Source organism: Virgibacillus sp. LDC1, assembly GCF_025792345.1.
In the GTDB taxonomy this organism is placed as follows: domain Bacteria; phylum Bacillota; class Bacilli; order Paenibacillales; family Paenibacillaceae; genus Paenibacillus_AQ; species Paenibacillus_AQ lautus.
Map to the genome: position 1 here is coordinate 636,058 of NZ_JAOXLZ010000005.1, position 16,759 is coordinate 652,816.

A 16,759-nucleotide genomic window follows, 5' to 3' on the forward strand; every position below is an offset into this window, starting at 1 on the left:
TCATAAAAAGATAAGTCGATCAGGATCTAAAAGCCGAAGACGTTTAAGAAAAGGTTCCTCACGGGTGGTAGCGTACCGTTTAATACGGAACAGTCGTTGGGAACGGCTCGCACTGAGTGCGGGAGGTCTGTCCGGGAGAAGACGGGGAGCATCCAAAAGGGAAGCATCCATGGCTTTTGGTCAATGGCTGGCTTCCAGCGGAATTCCCCAACGTCAACTCTATCACGTTCTGCCCGGCGTGGCGGAATCGTTCCGACGCGGATACGCCAGAGGTTCCAGGCAGTCGATCCCGGCACCGCTGCTGCCGCCTCTGAAAGGGCGAGCTTCCGTAATCGTATCCGCCTGCAACGAAGCGGGTTCCATTCCGATGGTGCTGCGAGAGCTAAAACGACTTCCATTTCATGAAATCATCGTCGTCGAGAATGGGAGCCATGATCATACGTACTCGGCAGCGCGTGCATTTGAAGGAGTTACGGTGATCCACATTCCCGAACGGCTGGGACATGATGTGGCCCGTGCCTTAGGGGCCAAGATGAGCACCGGGGACATCGTTCTGTTCATGGACGGGGATATGCCGGTGCCTGCGGAAAAACTGAGTTCCTATCTGCTTGCGGCAGATCGAGGAGTGGATGTGGCATTGAACGATATCATGCCATTGCTGCCGGAATTTAGCCGCCAAGATGAGGTTACCCGCTGTAAAACATTTCTCAACCGCATGCTGGGACGTGACGATCTGGAGGCCAATTCGCTAACAGCTATTCCCCATGCGATGACAAGGCAGGCGCTGGAGCGTATCGGTTATGCGAATCTTTCTGTCCCACCCAGAGCCCAGACGTTGGCCATAAGACATGGACTTCGGATTGAAGCGGTACAAACCGTGGATGTTTTGAGCGTAAACCGGCGAAGAAAGACGAATCGGGGTAAGGACAATCCAGTGGCAAAGCTGATCATTGGCGATCATATCGAAGCCCTAGGAGAAACGATGAAAGACCTTGGCGGGCGCCTTCAATGGGGACAGGTGTCACGGGCGGAATTATCCTTACGGAGGAACAGCCTATGAGCGGACTAACGAGTATTATTATTCCCACGTATAACGGACTGCATCTGCTCCGCACCTGTGTGGACCATATCCGTGCATACACCGATGTCCCCTACGAGATTATCGTTGTGGACAACGGCTCGCGGGATGGAACCGGTGAATATTGTGTACGGGAAGGGCTTTTGCTTGTCTCGCTGCCGGAAAACACCGGCTTCCCCATCGCGTGTAACCATGGTCTCCGGTTGGCTTTGGGAGATCAGCTATTGCTGCTGAACAATGATGTATTTGTCTCGCCGCGGTGGCTGACGTTATTGCAAGAAGCGTTATACAGCAAGGAAGAGATCGGGGTCGTGGGGCCTGTAACGAATTACGCAAGCGGTATCCAGCAGGTGAAGGTAGAGTATACGGACAGAACAGGCTACATCCAGGAGGCAGAACGCTGGAATGTACCGAATCCGGGACTGTGGCACGAAGTGAATCGCATCGTGGGATTATGCTATTTGTTCAAGCGCGCGGTCATGGATCGGGTGGGATACCTGGATGAGATTTTCTCGCCCGGACACTATGAGGATGATGATTATTGCTATCGCGCTCGCCTTGCAGGGTTCAAGCTGTTGGTGGCAGGCAATGTGCTGGTGCATCATGAAGGGAGTGCAAGCTTCCGAACCCGGTTCCCGAGTGGTTTCCAGGAGTTGATTGAACGGAACCGGAGACGGTTTGTAGAGAAGTGGAATGTTGATCCATTACAATTCATCGAGGAGAGAGGTGACGCATCATGAAGGGCGTATTGCTGGCAGGGGGGAACGGCACCCGACTGCTTCCGCTGACGAAATATATGAATAAGCACCTGCTTCCGGTAGGAAAGCATCCGATGATTGCATATGGAATACACAAGCTGCATCAGGCGGGCATCGATGACATTTTATTGATTACCGGCTCCAAATCGGTTGGCCTGTACGCCGAATATTTGGAGAACGGACGGAGCTTCGGTGTCAATTTGACCTATAAGGTGCAGGAGCAGGCAGGCGGAATTGCGGAGGCGTTGGAGCTTGCGAAAGGGTTTATTCCTCACGGGGAAAAATTCGTTGTTCTGCTGGGCGATAACCTCTTTCAGGACGATTTAAAGCCGTTCATTCAGCATTATGTACAGCAGCCTTCCGGTACGGCTATGGTACTGCTCAGTCCTACAGATAGCCCGCATCGGTATGGCGTACCCGTATTTGCGGAGGATGGAAGCGGGAAATTGCTCTTCATTGAGGAGAAACCTGTAAATCCCCGGAGCCGTCATGCGGTGACGGGAATATATATGTATGATCATAGCGTATTTGATATCATCAGCCGAATCAGTCCGTCAGAACGAGGGGAATTGGAGATTACCGATGTCAACAATCTTTATGCAGCCAACGGCACATTAATCTATGACATCCTGCAGCAGTGGTGGTGCGATGCCGGCACCTTTGAATCGTTGCAGGAGGCGGCTGTGCATATGAAGGATGAATTGCCATGAAAAAACGGCGTGCCGTACGGGTTACAGTCTATACTGGAGAGCGGCGAGAGGGGGGAGTTTCGGGCGAGCATTACCGAGCCGGTTATCAGGCCGGTTATGCTCTCGGGCTAAAGCTTGGGCAGGAGGACCGGGGCATTGTGTTCGAAGGAACAAGCATTATTATCCCTGCGGATTCTCACCATGATACAGTGGCTCAAGTTATACAGCATATTGAGACGATGACTCCCCATCTCTATGAGGTGCTTGTTGCCGATGCCGGGGCCACAGCAAATACGAGGCGGTATATTCATGATCGTAGAGGAGTCGTGCGTCACATCAAAGGGAATAGCGGAGATCATCTTGCCTGTGTAGTGAACAAGGCGATTTCAGCGTCACTTGGCGAGTACATCGCCATATTGGCCAATGTTTTACCACACATGGATAACTGGCTTGGGGTTCTGGTGAGCGAGCTTGAGCGTGAGCCTGCTTTAAAAATGGTCTATGCCAGTTCGGACGCAACGGGGTTAGGAGCAGCATGGGCGGATGAGGAGAAGTCCGCTCCGTCGGGTTCCTTGTCCAATCCATTAAGCTGTCTTCTCTTCAGGCGTTCGCTCCCGGCAGAGATCGGTATGTGGGATGAAGAGATCCTTTCCGCGGAAGACCTTATGCACAGATGGCTTGAACGGATACCCGCGGAACAGAGGTTACAGATCGAGGCGTCATCCCTATTTGCAAGCGGAAAGTTATGATTTGAATTTTGCACGGAGAATCCGTTCTCCGCATATGCTGAACCGATAGAAGAGTGAAGGGGAGTACCGACGTGGAGAGCAAAATCGATGATATGATAGCCCATCTTTCGCATTCTCAACAGCAGCTGGCCCGGATTTTGGAAGCTCAGCGCCATGCTGCTGTTCGCATGGCTCAAATTATACATTCACTTCCTGAATATGAATTTCAGCTCGCAGAAGGACCGAAATCATCAGGAGGACAGACGGTACAAATCAATCGCAGTATCGTTTCTTATTTGAACGCCATGGCGGATCTGCAGCAAACCGCAGCGGATAGCCTGGAGATCGTGTTAAAGGAACTGAGAGACCAAGAGGAAGAATAACCCGGTAATCTTACCGGATGACAGAGGCGGGAATGCAGGTGAGCAAAGAAGAGTCTTTGATGCGAATGCTGGAAGCAGCCGTTACCATTCAGCGCGAGACCTCTCTGATCCTGGAGGGGAAGGCTGTCGAAGCTGAAAAGGTTCGCGAATGGGTACTGTCGCAGGATCCCTCTACCGGCGGATTGAAGGATTCGCTGGTGATGCATGAGCAAATCGTGGAGCAGATTGAAGGACTGACCCGAATCGGATCAGGGCTCTGCCGGAATCTGCGTGTGGCTTTAGGTACCGATGAACAGGCTGCAAGCGGAGGTTTTGATGAATTTGAGTTTGGAGATTCGGACTAATGATTACACGCACCCACCGGGAACATGAAGCAAGGGTAGCCATGATTTCATCCATCGCCAGAAGCCAAGAGGCATTGGCCGGCATATTGGAGAATATCGCCGAGGTCTCGGCCCATTCCGACGTGACTTCGCGAAAGCTTGCTGAGAATATCCGGCTTTTAACCGGTTACCAGTCGGTCATGACGGAGATGCTGACAGGCATACCGCTGAACCGAACGAAACGGGGATCTCCTTCTTCCCCATGGCTTGCAGCCGGAAGGATTGCATGCAACGGTATAGCAGACCAGGAACAAACCACGCACTCGGGAGGTTAATGATAGGATGAAAGTAAAACTAACGGGTTTACGAAAGAGCGGACGTGCACGTCCTGCCGGCAGCAAGAGACGATCCTTGGCTGTAAGACGCTTGAAGGTTGTTAAAGGTGCCAGACGGCGACGTGGCGGCAGCTTGAGTTTGCGTAAACGCCGCGGGATTCGAAGTCGCTATCGGTTACGAAGAGGAGGGCGCGTGTTCTATCCCGCCTCATCCCAAGCGTTTAACCAAGGTTATAATCAGGCATATGACGAAGGATTTAAATCGGGATTTGCAAAAGGTTATGAAGACGGGCAAACCCCTCCTGCACCCGTATGAAGGCGGACAGGGCGGCTCTCACGGAAGGCTTCGGATCCGTGAAAGACCGCTCTTTTTTATTTTTCCTTGCCGTTTTCAAGGGGGCGATACGTAAGGGCATACGCCAAATTCCCGGTCCAAGGGACAGTCGTCCATGATGCATTCGTCCTCTCGGCATATAGTTATATGAACCTTTGTAAATCCCATAAGAGACAGGGTGAAGATGGTGAGCTTATCGTTTCGTACAGGTCAGAAGGAGGGCTACCAGGCAGGTTACAGTGAAGGGTACCGTTTGGGGGGGTGCCGTGCGCTGATGGAACGTATTCCAGTCGAGCCCTCACCATATTTCGATCTGAAAATTCTGTATGTCCCCCAAGGCTTTGAGTCCATTGATGAAGGGGTGGTCAAGGGACTTGGCCGAATCGTTCGGGAATGTATCGTGGTGCCGCCGGAACAAGTGGTGGAGGTGGCCCTGCAGCAAATGCCGGATATCATTCTGGTCATGAACGGCTTGCACGTATTTCCGGAGGATTTTCGCCATTCGATGAATCAGCTTCGGAACCTCGGCTTCCGGACGGCCATTTGGTTTGTGGATGACCCTTATTTCACGGAGGAGACACCGGGGTTGGCACAGCATTTTGATGTTGTGTTCACGCACGAGCTGAGCTGTGTTCCATTGTATCAGAGCGTCGGGGTGAAAGAAGTGTTTTATCTTCCGCTTGGCGTTCATCCGGAACTGTTTACCCCTACGATGGCAGGGCCGGCTTATCGTTCTGACATTTGCTTCATCGGCAACGCGTTTCGCAACCGTGCGGCACTGTTTGATGAATTGGCCCCGTTCTTGAAAGGGAAGCAGGTTCGTATTATCGGAGGCTTCTGGGAGCGACTTGCCCGTTATAAAGAGCTCTCTCCGTTTGTGTACAGCGGCTTCATTCCGCCTGCAGAAACCGTGAAATTCTACAACGGCGCCAAAATTGTGATCAACCTGCACCGGCCGACCCAAAGCGGTGACGACAACCGCAACAGCCTGAATTTTCCGGGACGTTCGATCAATCCGCGCACCTTTGAGATCAATGCTTGCGGTACGCTTCAGATCACGGATATCCGTGAGGATCTGAGCCAGTATTATACGCCAGGAATCGATATCGAGACCTTTGGCTCCGTTCCGGAATTGAAACATAAGATTTCCTATTATCTTTCTCAAGAGGATCAGCGTAGAAGTATAGCGCAGCGGGCGCTTCAGACGACGATGACAAGACATACGTATGTTCACCGACTGCCTGAACTTCTGACATTGATTGAGGCCAATCGATAGGATGAACTTGTTTTCGTTCAAGCAAATAACAGGGAGGAGCAAAGCGGATGCCTAAAAGTTTAGTTACAGGACCACGTCGGTCCGCCGTATCCGATGCATATGGACGAGGCAGGAGTGCCGGTCTTCAAGCGGGATACGATGAAGGGTATTTCCGGGGGAAATCACAAGGCATTGTCAACCGGATTGTATACACCCCGCCTGTGCGGGAGATCCATGTTTTGTTTGTCAGCTCGGGAAAAGGATTTCCCTATTCGCCGATTGACGAGGCGATCATTGGCACGCTGCATGGCATGGTACGTCAGCTTACGCTGACAGATGCGAAGCAGGATGTAGCAGCGGAAGCAAGTCGCACCAGACCGGATCTAGTGCTGGTACTGGACGGCATGTATCTGCCGGTGGAGCAGATGGATGCCGTCCGGGCCATGGGAATTCGGACGGCCGTCTGGATGACCGACGATCCGTATTATACCGATATGACATTAGGCTGGATTCATCACTATGATTATGTATTTACGCTGGAGTTGAACTGTGTAGCCCATTATCAGAACTTGGGCTGTGCTCAGGTTCATTATTTGCCGTTCGCTGCATTTCCCGGCCATTACCGTCCGATCGCCAAGCCTGGAGCGGCAACACGCGATATCGGTTTCGTCGGTACAGCCTATCCGAAACGGATTCAGTTCTTTGAACCCATTATGGATCAACTGATGGCGCGCCGCACATTTATTAACGGCAATTGGTGGGAACGATTCCCGGGATATGGGCGATATAACAACAGAATCGAGATCAACAAGTGGATGGGGCCTGCGGAAACGGCAGACGTATACAACAGCGCCAAGATCATCATCAATCTGCATCGTGCGGTAGATGACGATGATATTAATCAAAATAGCGGTCATATTCCAGCGGCTTCCCCAAACCCCCGTACGTTTGAGATCAGTGCCTGCGGAACGCTTCAACTCTGTGATGAGCGTGCAGATCTGGCGCGTTTTTACACACCGGGGGTTGAGATCGATACGTACCGATCGCAAGGCGAACTGCTGGAGAAAATCGAGTATTACCTGACTAACGATCAGCTTCGTAAAGATATCGCCCATCGCGCGCTGGAGAGAACTTATCAGGAGCATACCTATGCACATCGGCTGAATACGTTGTTCTCGGTCATCTTCCCTTAATCGGTACACAGAAATAGATGAATGTTGGGGGAACAAGCGTCGTTGCGGTATCTTTGTCTCCCTAATATATTGTACCAACTGGGTGAAAAGGAGGTGGATCGCATCCGGTACTGCGAGAATCACGGTTACTGAAGATGCGGGCGATACCGATGGCCTTTAAACCGAAAATGTTGATTTTTTCACACGTATCCAATCCGTCAAGCATTACGGGAGCGGAGAAGCTGCTTTTGTTCTTCTGCGGGCAGTTGTCTCCATTCTTCGAATGTGTTCTGGTTGCACCCAATGAAGGCCGACTGACCATGCTGGCCAGACAATCCGGGATTTTGGTGAAAATCTACAAAATCCCATTGCTCTACAGTGTATATACACCTGGTGCCCATCTTATGAACGAAGCGGATAAGTTAATGACAACACCTGTATTCCGGTCCTTGACGAAATGGATAGCAAGTGAAGGACCTCAGGTGATCCTTACCAATACCTGCGTTCATGTTATGCCGGCGGCTGCCGGAAAACGACTCGGGATTCCCGTGATGTGGCAGCTGACAGAGAAAATTACGAATAACGGGTATGCCCATTTGTCCACTTCGTTAATCCATCAGTACAGCAGTTGGATCATCAGTATTTCCGAGTCGGTAGCCGAGAGCTTCCCGCCGGAAGTGAGGCAGTCGAAGATGACGGTTCTTCCTCCATCCTGGAGCGAGTCTGACATTCAGCAGGAAGCATGGCCGGGATGGAGGGCCGCCTACCGGGAGAAGCTTGGGATCACATCGAACAGACCCTTAATAGGGATGATCTCGTCGTTTCTGATCGAGAGCAAAGGGGTTCATCATTTCATCGACATGGCGCTTTCGCTTAAGGATGCCTATCCGGACGCTGTCTTTCTCATTGTAGGCAGCGTGTTGGACCTGGACTATGAGAGATTGTGCCGCGATCGGATTGCTTGGTCAGGGGCTCAGCACCGATTCATATTTGCCGGTCCCCAGGATGACATCTCTCAGGTGTACTGTGCGCTTGATGTTGTTGTCGTTCCGAGCGTGGTACCGGAGGGATTCGGATTGACGGCACTGGAGGGCCTGATGTACGGGAAGCCGGTCGTTGCCTATGCATCAGGGGGACTCCAGGAAGTGTTGACAGCTGTCGGCTGTGCGCATCTGCTAGCTGACCCAGGAAGCACGGACTCTTTGGCGGAGAAAGTAAGGTTCATACTGGATCAACCGGATCAGGGAGTTTCCTTGGGGATGCAGAACCGAATGAAAGCGCAGGCTGTTTATGGTCCTGTGATGTATCAGGTGCGGGTGAACGAGATGGTTTCCCGGTGGATGAATGAGCATCCGGGGTGGTTCCAGGCGACGGCAAGGACGGCGAAGCATCAGGCTGCTCCGACGAGACGGCACAACCAGGGAAGGCGAACCCGGAAGAAACGCAGCGGAGCGGGACTGCGCCGGAAATTACCTCGCACGAGAACCAGAAGAACGGAAGGAAAACCGACCAGGCGACGGGCATCAAAGCTTAGACAACGCAGAACGTCCGCAAGGCGACGGAAGGCATGAGACGAGGGAATGGTAGAGTCGGATCAGGCGTTTGACATATTTGAAAGCAGACACGCCTCCGCTCTGCCATCTCAAGAATAAGGGAAGAATGGTCGTGCTGCGGAAAGATCGCCTTCGGATCTGTGATTAACTTGGCAAGGGAGAATCCGATATGAAAGTCATGACAATCTTGGGTACGAGGCCCGAAATTATCCGATTAAGCTTGATCATTCCTCTTCTAGACCAGTATGCAACGCGGCATGTACTCGTGCACACGGGGCAAAATTTTACGAATACTTTGAGCGGGGTATTCTTCTCGGAAATGGGACTCCGCAGTCCGGATTACGTCCTTCAGGACCGCCAGGCGACGCTCGGTGGCCAGCTGTCCGTGATGTTCAGCCGCATGGAAGAAATATTGGAGCAGGAGCAGCCCGATACCGTACTGCTGCTGGGCGATACAAACAGCGCGCTTTGCGCCGTGCTGGCTGAGCGTCTGGGATACCCCGTGGTCCATATGGAAGCGGGGAACCGCTGCTTTGATCTTGATGTACCTGAAGAGAAGAACCGTAAAGTCATTGATGCGGTATCCTCCATCAATATGCCTTACACGAACTACAGTAAGAATCATCTGCTTCGCGAGGGCGTACCGAGTCAACGCATCGTTCTGACAGGGAACCCGATCTATGAAGTAATGAAGCATTATGAAGCTCAGGTCAATCAAAGCCGGATCATGGAGCGGCTGTCATTGTCGCCTCAGCAATATTTTCTGGTTACGGTACACCGCTCCGAGAATGTGGACCGACCTGAGAATTTGAAGGAAATTTTAAATGGGTTAAACGCGGTTGCGGAAACGTTCGGACACCGGCTCATATGCAGCCTGCATCCCCGGACGGCTTCGCGCCTTGAAGGGGCGAAGGAGGTCAGTCTTCATCCGCTTATTGAATTCCACGAGCCTTTTGGCTTTTTTGATTTTGTGAGGCTCGAGAAGGACGCTCTTTGTGCCATCACCGACAGCGGCACGGTACAAGAGGAATGCTGCATCATGCACGTACCCACAGTGACGGTTCGGCGGACGACGGAGCGACCGGAGACTGTGGATTGCGGAAGCAACATCGTTTCCGGCCTGAGCGCGGACCGGATCCATGGAGCGGTCCAATTGATGACTCAATTGAGTCGCGACTGGAAGTGCCCGGAGGGCTATTTAGCGGACAATGTGTCGCGTACCGTCGTAAAATATGTGCTTGGAGGGAAAGTGAATGTTCACTAATCAACGGATTTTGGTGACTGGCGGCACAGGCTCTTGGGGACATGAACTGATCAGCCAGCTTCTGCCGCTAAATCCTAAGCAGGTCATCGTCTATTCCAGAAGCGAGGCCACGCAGGTGGCTATGGACCGTGAGTTTGAAGATCCGCGACTCACTTTCCGAATTGGAGACATCCGCGACAAGGAAGCTCTTACGGCAGCCTGCCAGGATGTTGATTACGTATTTCATCTTGCGGCGCTAAAACATGTTCCTGTATGTGAAGAGCATCCCTATGAAGCTTTGAAAACCAATGTGGTAGGCACGCAGCATGTCATTGAGGCGGCTATTGAAAATCAAGTGAAAAAAGTGATATATATTTCAACGGATAAAGCTGCAAATCCATCCAACTTTTACGGCATGACCAAGGCGATTGGCGAAAAACTGATCGTGTATGCTAATCTGTTGAGTACGCACACTAAATTCGTCTGCGTGCGGGGCGGCAATGTTCTCGGAACGAACGGGAGCGTCGTTCATGTATTCAAGAATCAGATTCGGCAAAAGGGACAGATCAGCATTACCGATCACAACATGACCCGTTTCTTCCTGACCTTGAAGGACGCGATCTCCTTGCTGTTCAAAGCGTCGATTGAAAGCATCGGCGGTGAAATCTTTGTTATGACGATGCCGACCTGCCGCATCGTGGATTTGGCGGAAGTGCTTATAGAAGCTTCGGGTCGCAGCGACGTCTCCGTGGTTGAAACCGGAATTCGTCCGGGAGAGAAGATCCATGAAATCCTCATGAGTGATTTTGAAAGCCTGACTACTGTTGTTTACGATGATGAATATTTGGTCATATTACCGACTCTCGAGATTCCTGGTCTGAATGAGCGTTATCAACACCTGTCCAAAGTGTCTTTCAACAGCTTCAGCTCAGAGCATCAATTGATGACCAAGGACGAAATACGGGATATTCTGCGCCGCGGAGGATTCTTGCCATGAAGATGCTCATTCTCGGGGGAAATGGCATGGCGGGACATATGCTTGTACAGTACTTTCAGTTATCCGGCAAGCATCATGTCTTTTATACGACCCGGGACAGAAGTGATTCACAAGGGCTGGTGCTGGATGTAACCGATATGAGTGCTGTGGAGCATATGGTTAAGGCGGTTTGGCCGGATATCATCATCAACGCCGTAGGCGTCTTGAATCAACGAGCTGAAGAAGACAAAATAAACGCATATCATATCAATGGATTTTTGCCTCATCGTCTGCGAAATTTAGCGGGTAGCATTTCAGCGAGACTTATTCATATCAGCACGGATTGCGTGTTTCTGGGTACCAAGGGAGGCTATCGGGAAGATGATCTTCCCGATGGTGCAACTTCCTATGCGGTAACCAAAGCGCTGGGCGAGGTCCAAGACCCGGATCACTTGACCATTCGAACCTCAATCATCGGACCTGAAATCCGGCAGAGCGGAATTGGCCTGTTTAACTGGTTTATGAAGCAGCGGGGCGAGGTTTCCGGCTACCGGGCCGTACAATGGAACGGCGTTACGACGCTGGAGCTTGCCAAAGCGATCGAATTCTTCATGAACAAGGACGTGGGAGGTCTCATCCATCTAGGGCATCCGAACCCGGTAAGCAAATATGAATTGCTGTTGTTGTTCAAGGACATATGGGGGAAACACGATGTGGTTGTGGTCCCGACCGACGATTTTGTTCAGGATCGGACACTGCGCAGCACGCGACTTGATGCAACATATCCATTCCCGAGCTATGTTCAAATGTTAAAGGAGATGTACGAATGGCAGCAGAAACATTAAAAAACAAAAAACTGCTGATCACAGGAGCCACAGGTTTTACAGGCTTACATGCTTGCGCTTATTTCGTTCGGCAGGGCTGCACGGTCGTTGCTGCCGGTAGGAATAAGAAAACGCTGGATTCGATACAAGGTGTCATATCCGCCGAGTGTCATCTGGAGGATCGTGAGCAGGTGAATGACCTGATCAAAAGAAGCCTTCCTGATTATATTTTGCATTTAGCCGGAAAAAATTCAGCTTCGGAGTCATGGAAGCATCCTGCCTCTTATATGGAGAGTAACGTTATGGGCACCATCTATCTGCTGGAGGCCGTCCGGCAGCACTGTCCGGACAGCCGGATGGTGATGGTTGGTTCCAGACTGAGCGTGGATCCTGCAAAAGGCGCGGCCTCCGTTCCTCACCCGTACAGCCTTAGCAAAACCTTTGCCAGTTGGTCGGCAGCGGCCTGGCATAGCATGTTCAACCAACACATCGTCCTGGCAGAGCCATCCAATTTGATTGGTCCTGGAGAATCGACAGGGTTCTGCACGCTGCTTGCCCGGTATATTGCCGGTTGTGAAGCGGGCAGGCCCCTACCGCTGTTCCGTATCAGCTCCCGTTTTGAATCAAGGGACTTTCTGGACGTTCGGGATGCGGTAGCTGCATACGGCGTACTTCTGAAGAGCGGCTCTTCCGGCATGACGTATCCGATTGGATCAGGGGAAGAGCATACGCTTGGAGAGCTGGCTGAGCGCTTGCTTAAGGAGACCCAGACGGCGGTGCCCATGGATTGGGGCCCTGAATCCGCCTCTCTTTCATTGGATTCATTAAATAAGGGAACAGGAGGGCAGCAAGGCGCCGAGCTTCTCAAAGCGCTGGGATGGCGTCCGCAATACCTTCTGGAGCGATCGCTTGCCGATATTATGGATGATGCCAGAATACAGGTACAGTGCTCCTCTTCATAAGAAAATGAATTTAAACGCCGATGGATGCGATCCAATCGGTGTTTTTTTTGTCCATAAAATTAGGCTTGATCATCAGTAATCTTCCATGTTAAAACCTTTCAGCATACCACCTCTGCCACAAGGTCATCCTATACGATGTTAATACACTCATTATAGAGATGGAGGATGAATCATGATTAAATCCAAGGCCCTCAACCTGACCGTCTCCACGGCATTGCTGCTCAGTATGGCTGCAGTAGCAGGATGCGGTAACGCCAATGACGGCAACACGACACGTACGAACAATGTGGACAGTGGCCGTATCGGTGTGAATTCCGTACGTAACAATCAGAATGTCCGCAGTACGCAGCAGCATGACCTGACCAACCTGAAATACAGCAAAACGCTGTCGAGAAAAGTTTCGGATATCAGTGGTTTAGGCACAGCCCATGTATTCGTGACGAACCGCAATGCGTATGTATCGCTGTCCAGGGATGGGATGAACACCAACAACATCAACGGTCATGTGACAGGTATGAGCACTGGAGCAAATCGTGCCACTGACGGAACGATGACGGGCACGAACACAACGAATGTCAGAAACCGTACCTTTGGCACTTCAGGTACAGGCAGCGTAGGGCTTCTGCGAGGAATGGCAAATGATACAAGACGTGCAGTGGACAATACAACGGGTCTTGGAACAGGCCTGGGCCGTAATGCCGATAACCGCGGCTTCGGTGTAAACGGAACGACTACCAATGGCGGATTTGGCGGCAGCAATTATAATACGTTGAACGGAACACGCACCAATGGACTCATGGGTACTAACGGCACAGGTACCAATAACCTTAACGGAACCAATGGTACGACAAATAACACTTATATGGGAACAGGCATCAACGGCGTTCCTTATGGAACCAACAATAATAACATGGGCATGATGAGCAACAATCGTGAAGAGGTACCTCAACATGTACGTCAGGAGATTACGAGCAAAATTCGCAAGACCGCTCCACATATCAGTCAAGTATATGTTTCCACGGATGAGGGTTTTTATCAGCATGCTAATCGATTTGGAACGGACGGGAATGCAGCGAACACGGTTGGAACGCTTTCGCGCGATTTCGGTACATGGATTAACCGTGTATTTCCGCTGAACCTTGGCGGTCGTGACGGCATGAACGATACCCGCGGCAACCTGATGAAAAATGATACGGATGACGGTTGGTTTGGCGGTAATCGGAACAGCCGGTAAAACCTCTACACCAAAAGGAGCTGCCCTTTAGGAATGAAATTATCCCTAAAAAGGCAGCTCCTTTGCTTTGTTTGCCATATAAGCAATAATCAATCAAATTAATGCTTGCGTTGTCCTTGAATCCAAACCCCTTGAAGCTCTAGATCACTTGAAAGCAACAGAACGTCAGCAAGCTTGCCGGCTTCAAGAGAGCCTGTAAGATCAGCGATGCCGATTTTTGTAGCGGGATTTATGCTTCCGACGCGGGAAGCCTGCTCAATGCTTAATCCAACCTCTCGGACCAACAGCTGGAAGCCTTTAATCATCGTCAGCGTACTGCCAGCCAGACTGTCTCTATTGCTCTTGAGTGTGGCGATGCCGTTCTCGACAACGACTGGAAGGTCACCCAGCGTATATTCGCCGTCTGCCATACCGGTAGCGGACATCGCATCGGTAATCAGAATCAGATTTCCGTCTTGCTTCATGCGGGCAAGAATCCGAATGGCTGCGGGGTGAACATGAATACCGTCAGCGATTATCTCGCAGCTTAAGCGATCGTCACTCAGCATCGCGCCGACCACGCCAGGCTTGCGGTGATGCAATCCTGTCATCGCATTGAACGTATGCACGCCATGGCTAAGACCTGCTTCCACGGCAGCCTCGACTTCCTCATAGGTGGCATCCGTATGCCCCAGAGCAGCCACGATCCCGTGATTGTTCAGCCAAGCGATGGCTTCTAGCGCTCCCTCACGCTCCGGTGCAAGTGTCACCTGGCGAACCAGGTCAGGGTAAGTGGATACCCACTCTTCCAGCCAATCAATATTAGCGTGGACGATATGCTCCGGATTTTGTGCGCCAGGCCATTTTGGACTGATAAAAGGGCCTTCCAAATGTACGCCTACCAGTCTTGTGTAAGGCATGTCTTGTTTGCGGTAGTCGTTAACCTCTTGCAGCACATGGTCGATGGCTGCCTTAGGGGCCGTCATCGTGGTAGCAAGCATGGCCGTGGTGCCCTGGGAGCTGTGGAACGACGTGATTTTATCCAGGACATCCTTGGTGGCATCCATGAAATCTTCGCCGTTACCCCCGTGTACGTGGATATCGACAAAACCGGGAATAATGTAGCCATCCGGTTGATGGATCACTTCCGTTGCCGCCTGCTTCAGATCGGCAGGGAGTCCTGATGCATCACCGGCGTATGAAATGCCCTCTCCTTGAATTGCCAGCACGCCGTCTTCGCAGATGCCGTTTGGCGTCAGGACTTGACCATACAGCAATTGGACAGAATCTTTTCGTTCGCCGCTCATACCAGCAGTCTCCCTGCGCCTTGATCCAGAAGGACCACCACGTTCGGATGACATTGAAGCAGCGATGCCGGACACGCTGTTGTAATAGGTCCTTTCAATGCGCGATGAACAATTTCCGCCTTATCCTCACCGCGGACGAGGAGAAGGATTTGACGTGCTTTCAGGATGGTGGCAACGCCCATCGTAATCGCATGGGTTGGCACATCATCCAGGGTAGGGAAGAATCTTGCATTGGCGTTACGTGTTTTCTCTTGCAGCTCAACCACATGCGTACCGCCGCTTAAGGATTCACCAGGTTCATTGAAACCGATATGTCCGTTATGTCCAAGTCCGAGAAGCTGGAGATCAACAGGGCCGAATTCTTCCAGCATTTTATCGTAGTTCAGGCATTCTTCTTCCGGATTGGCAGCATTTCCGTTCGGCACATGGGTCCGTTCGATCTGGATGTCCACATGATTGAAGAACTTCTCGTTCATGAAGGTGCGGTAGCTCTCCGGGTGGTTCTCCGGAAGGCCAACATATTCATCCAGATTATACGTTGTGGTCTGGGTGAAGCTGACCAGTCCTTGACGGTTCATTTCAATCAGCTTGGCATAGAGCCCGACCGGCGTGCTTCCTGTTGCCAGTCCCAGCTTGGCGCGCGGATTGGTGTGAAGTAGGCTCGAGATCAGATTAGCGCCTGTTTGCACAAATTGTTCTTCATCGCGGAATGTGTAAATATTCATTGGTTATTGTCCTCCTCGGCTTTTGCGATAGTTTTGAACATTAAGATATGATTGCTCCAGACGGGGAACATACGTAGAGAAGTCCCGACTGGCCATACCCATGAACAGGATGTCAATAATGTGAAGCTGGGCGATACGCGAAGCCATGTCTCCCCGGCGCATTCCTTCCTCTAACGAGGATGAATACAGTGTAATGTCTGCCAGCGCAGAGATGGCACTGCTTCGGTACGATGTGATACTAATCGTGAAGGCGCCGGTGTCTTTGGCACAAGTTAACGCATCGATGGTCTCCGGCGTTTCGCCGGAGTATGAAACAGCCACGGCAACGTCGCTTGAAGTCAGTGTGGAGGCGGATGTGATCTGCATATGGGAATCTGCGAAAGCCGTGCAGTTTTTGCCGATCCGGATCAGCTTCTGGTAGAAGTCCTGCGCCACAATAGAAGAGGTAGCCACGCCGTACAGATCAATCCGCTTCGCGCGGCATAGGGCATCTACGGCACGCTCCAGCTGACCCAGATCGAGCAGCTCTGTCGTATCCCGTATCGAGGTCAGATGATTGGATTCAATCGCCTCGACGATGCCGGCAAGCGGGTTGCCGGCAACGATATCCTGATAGCGCGTATTTCCCGTGCGTGAAGCCATTTCGGCATGAGCAATCTCGGCAGCGAGCTTGAGCTTAAAATCAGGATACCCCTTACACTGAAAGTTCTTACAAAAACGGGTTACGGTGGCAGCGCTAACCTCACACTGCTCTGCCAGATCTTTAATGCCCATATGCACAATCTCGGATGGAGCTGTCAAAATAAACTCTGCGAGCCGTCGTTCCTGACGGGGCAGACTTTCCTTTTCGACAGAAATAATATGCAAGATTGGTGTCATCACAAGCCTCCTTCAAGGTTCC

Annotated in this window: 19 protein-coding genes; 16 read left to right on the forward strand and 3 right to left on the reverse strand. The window is 51.5% G+C overall.

All coding sequences use genetic code 11. From position 1 onward, the window contains the following. Positions 1-169 precede the first annotated feature (169 nt). The 16 genes from OHJ21_RS27410 to OHJ21_RS27485 all read left to right on the forward strand — a co-directional run bounded on the left by OHJ21_RS27410 (position 170) and on the right by OHJ21_RS27485 (position 13,847). Positions 170-1,060: a glycosyltransferase family 2 protein gene (locus tag OHJ21_RS27410; protein ID WP_326115389.1), complete on the forward strand. Its 891-nt coding sequence runs from the start codon at positions 170-172 to the stop codon at positions 1,058-1,060. Continuing rightward, positions 1,057-1,818, forward strand: coding sequence for a glycosyltransferase family 2 protein (locus tag OHJ21_RS27415; protein ID WP_486021644.1), 762 nt, complete (start codon positions 1,057-1,059; stop codon positions 1,816-1,818). Before OHJ21_RS27410 ends, OHJ21_RS27415 begins: the two co-directional genes overlap by 4 nt. After that, on the forward strand, positions 1,815-2,546 hold the full coding sequence (locus OHJ21_RS27420) for a sugar phosphate nucleotidyltransferase (RefSeq protein ID WP_326119840.1): 732 nt from the start codon (positions 1,815-1,817) through the stop codon (positions 2,544-2,546). Before OHJ21_RS27415 ends, OHJ21_RS27420 begins: the two co-directional genes overlap by 4 nt. Next, positions 2,543-3,274 (forward strand): glycosyltransferase family 2 protein, encoded by a 732-nt coding sequence (locus tag OHJ21_RS27425; RefSeq protein ID WP_100540749.1) that lies wholly within the window; start codon positions 2,543-2,545, stop codon positions 3,272-3,274. Before OHJ21_RS27420 ends, OHJ21_RS27425 begins: the two co-directional genes overlap by 4 nt. A 71-nt stretch (positions 3,275-3,345) precedes the next feature. Further along, on the forward strand, positions 3,346-3,636 hold the full coding sequence (locus tag OHJ21_RS27430; protein WP_100540750.1) for a nucleoside-diphosphate sugar epimerase: 291 nt from the start codon (positions 3,346-3,348) through the stop codon (positions 3,634-3,636). 32 nt (positions 3,637-3,668) lie between these two features. Further along, on the forward strand, positions 3,669-3,980 hold the full coding sequence (locus tag OHJ21_RS27435) for an alpha-helical endospore appendage domain-containing protein (RefSeq protein WP_411829540.1): 312 nt from the start codon (positions 3,669-3,671) through the stop codon (positions 3,978-3,980). Beyond that, a complete protein-coding gene (locus OHJ21_RS27440) occupies positions 3,980-4,294 on the forward strand; it encodes a hypothetical protein (protein ID WP_486021645.1) in 315 nt (104 codons plus the stop codon). Before OHJ21_RS27435 ends, OHJ21_RS27440 begins: the two co-directional genes overlap by 1 nt. Positions 4,295-4,301: 7 nt before the next feature. After that, positions 4,302-4,610 (forward strand): hypothetical protein, encoded by a 309-nt coding sequence (locus OHJ21_RS27445; protein ID WP_326119839.1) that lies wholly within the window; start codon positions 4,302-4,304, stop codon positions 4,608-4,610. 202 nt (positions 4,611-4,812) lie between these two features. Further along, entirely contained in the window at positions 4,813-5,904 is a 1,092-nt protein-coding gene (locus tag OHJ21_RS27450) for a CgeB family protein (RefSeq protein ID WP_326115382.1), read from the forward strand. Positions 5,905-5,951: 47 nt separating this feature from the next. Next, positions 5,952-7,076, forward strand: coding sequence for a CgeB family protein (locus OHJ21_RS27455; RefSeq protein ID WP_326115380.1), 1,125 nt, complete (start codon positions 5,952-5,954; stop codon positions 7,074-7,076). 167 nt (positions 7,077-7,243) lie between these two features. Further along, positions 7,244-8,626: a glycosyltransferase family 4 protein gene (locus tag OHJ21_RS27460; protein ID WP_486021646.1), complete on the forward strand. Its 1,383-nt coding sequence runs from the start codon at positions 7,244-7,246 to the stop codon at positions 8,624-8,626. Positions 8,627-8,777: 151 nt separating this feature from the next. Beyond that, positions 8,778-9,872 (forward strand): non-hydrolyzing UDP-N-acetylglucosamine 2-epimerase, encoded by a 1,095-nt coding sequence (gene wecB / locus OHJ21_RS27465; RefSeq protein ID WP_100540756.1) that lies wholly within the window; start codon positions 8,778-8,780, stop codon positions 9,870-9,872. After that, positions 9,862-10,848: a polysaccharide biosynthesis protein gene (locus tag OHJ21_RS27470; protein ID WP_100540757.1), complete on the forward strand. Its 987-nt coding sequence runs from the start codon at positions 9,862-9,864 to the stop codon at positions 10,846-10,848. Before wecB ends, OHJ21_RS27470 begins: the two co-directional genes overlap by 11 nt. Then, positions 10,845-11,672: a dTDP-4-dehydrorhamnose reductase family protein gene (locus OHJ21_RS27475; protein ID WP_394058445.1), complete on the forward strand. Its 828-nt coding sequence runs from the start codon at positions 10,845-10,847 to the stop codon at positions 11,670-11,672. The genes OHJ21_RS27470 and OHJ21_RS27475 overlap by 4 nt, the downstream gene beginning before the upstream one ends. Continuing rightward, complete coding sequence (locus tag OHJ21_RS27480) at positions 11,654-12,613, forward strand: NAD-dependent epimerase/dehydratase family protein (protein WP_486021647.1); 960 nt, start codon at positions 11,654-11,656, stop codon at positions 12,611-12,613. The genes OHJ21_RS27475 and OHJ21_RS27480 overlap by 19 nt, the downstream gene beginning before the upstream one ends. A 172-nt stretch (positions 12,614-12,785) precedes the next feature. After that, a complete protein-coding gene (locus tag OHJ21_RS27485) occupies positions 12,786-13,847 on the forward strand; it encodes a YhcN/YlaJ family sporulation lipoprotein (RefSeq protein ID WP_100540760.1) in 1,062 nt (353 codons plus the stop codon). 98 nt (positions 13,848-13,945) lie between these two features. Here the strand turns inward: OHJ21_RS27485 and nagA are convergent, their stop codons facing one another. The 3 genes from nagA to OHJ21_RS27500 are packed head-to-tail and all read right to left on the reverse strand — an operon-like array spanning position 13,946 to position 16,737. Beyond that, positions 13,946-15,133, reverse strand: coding sequence for an N-acetylglucosamine-6-phosphate deacetylase (nagA, locus tag OHJ21_RS27490; protein WP_326115373.1), 1,188 nt, complete (start codon positions 15,131-15,133; stop codon positions 13,946-13,948). Continuing rightward, positions 15,130-15,858 carry a glucosamine-6-phosphate deaminase gene (nagB, locus tag OHJ21_RS27495; RefSeq protein WP_326115371.1) on the reverse strand — a complete coding sequence of 243 codons (729 nt, stop codon included), beginning with the start codon at positions 15,856-15,858 and terminating at the stop codon, positions 15,130-15,132. Before nagB ends, nagA begins: the two co-directional genes overlap by 4 nt. Positions 15,859-15,861: 3 nt before the next feature. Next, positions 15,862-16,737 (reverse strand): MurR/RpiR family transcriptional regulator, encoded by an 876-nt coding sequence (locus tag OHJ21_RS27500; RefSeq protein ID WP_100540763.1) that lies wholly within the window; start codon positions 16,735-16,737, stop codon positions 15,862-15,864. Positions 16,738-16,759: the final 22 nt, after the last annotated feature.

What these genes read in the sequence shown, in the direction of transcription:
- OHJ21_RS27420 (WP_326119840.1), top strand. Translation starts at nt 1,815, where the DNA reads ATGAAGGGCGTATTGCTGGCAGGGGGGAACGGCACCCGACTGCTTCCG.
- OHJ21_RS27415 (WP_486021644.1), top strand. Translation starts at nt 1,057, where the DNA reads ATGAGCGGACTAACGAGTATTATTATTCCCACGTATAACGGACTGCAT.
- OHJ21_RS27480 (WP_486021647.1), top strand. Translation starts at nt 11,654, where the DNA reads ATGGCAGCAGAAACATTAAAAAACAAAAAACTGCTGATCACAGGAGCC.
- OHJ21_RS27450 (WP_326115382.1), top strand. Translation starts at nt 4,813, where the DNA reads ATGGTGAGCTTATCGTTTCGTACAGGTCAGAAGGAGGGCTACCAGGCA.
- OHJ21_RS27445 (WP_326119839.1), top strand. Translation starts at nt 4,302, where the DNA reads ATGAAAGTAAAACTAACGGGTTTACGAAAGAGCGGACGTGCACGTCCT.
- OHJ21_RS27460 (WP_486021646.1), top strand. Translation starts at nt 7,244, where the DNA reads ATGTTGATTTTTTCACACGTATCCAATCCGTCAAGCATTACGGGAGCG.
- OHJ21_RS27455 (WP_326115380.1), top strand. Translation starts at nt 5,952, where the DNA reads ATGCCTAAAAGTTTAGTTACAGGACCACGTCGGTCCGCCGTATCCGAT.
- OHJ21_RS27475 (WP_394058445.1), top strand. Translation starts at nt 10,845, where the DNA reads ATGAAGATGCTCATTCTCGGGGGAAATGGCATGGCGGGACATATGCTT.
- OHJ21_RS27500 (WP_100540763.1), bottom strand. Translation starts at nt 16,737, where the DNA reads ATGACACCAATCTTGCATATTATTTCTGTCGAAAAGGAAAGTCTGCCC.
- OHJ21_RS27440 (WP_486021645.1), top strand. Translation starts at nt 3,980, where the DNA reads ATGATTACACGCACCCACCGGGAACATGAAGCAAGGGTAGCCATGATT.
- wecB (WP_100540756.1), top strand. Translation starts at nt 8,778, where the DNA reads ATGAAAGTCATGACAATCTTGGGTACGAGGCCCGAAATTATCCGATTA.
- OHJ21_RS27425 (WP_100540749.1), top strand. Translation starts at nt 2,543, where the DNA reads ATGAAAAAACGGCGTGCCGTACGGGTTACAGTCTATACTGGAGAGCGG.
- nagB (WP_326115371.1), bottom strand. Translation starts at nt 15,858, where the DNA reads ATGAATATTTACACATTCCGCGATGAAGAACAATTTGTGCAAACAGGC.
- nagA (WP_326115373.1), bottom strand. Translation starts at nt 15,133, where the DNA reads ATGAGCGGCGAACGAAAAGATTCTGTCCAATTGCTGTATGGTCAAGTC.
- OHJ21_RS27435 (WP_411829540.1), top strand. Translation starts at nt 3,669, where the DNA reads ATGCAGGTGAGCAAAGAAGAGTCTTTGATGCGAATGCTGGAAGCAGCC.
- OHJ21_RS27485 (WP_100540760.1), top strand. Translation starts at nt 12,786, where the DNA reads ATGATTAAATCCAAGGCCCTCAACCTGACCGTCTCCACGGCATTGCTG.
- OHJ21_RS27470 (WP_100540757.1), top strand. Translation starts at nt 9,862, where the DNA reads ATGTTCACTAATCAACGGATTTTGGTGACTGGCGGCACAGGCTCTTGG.
- OHJ21_RS27410 (WP_326115389.1), top strand. Translation starts at nt 170, where the DNA reads ATGGCTTTTGGTCAATGGCTGGCTTCCAGCGGAATTCCCCAACGTCAA.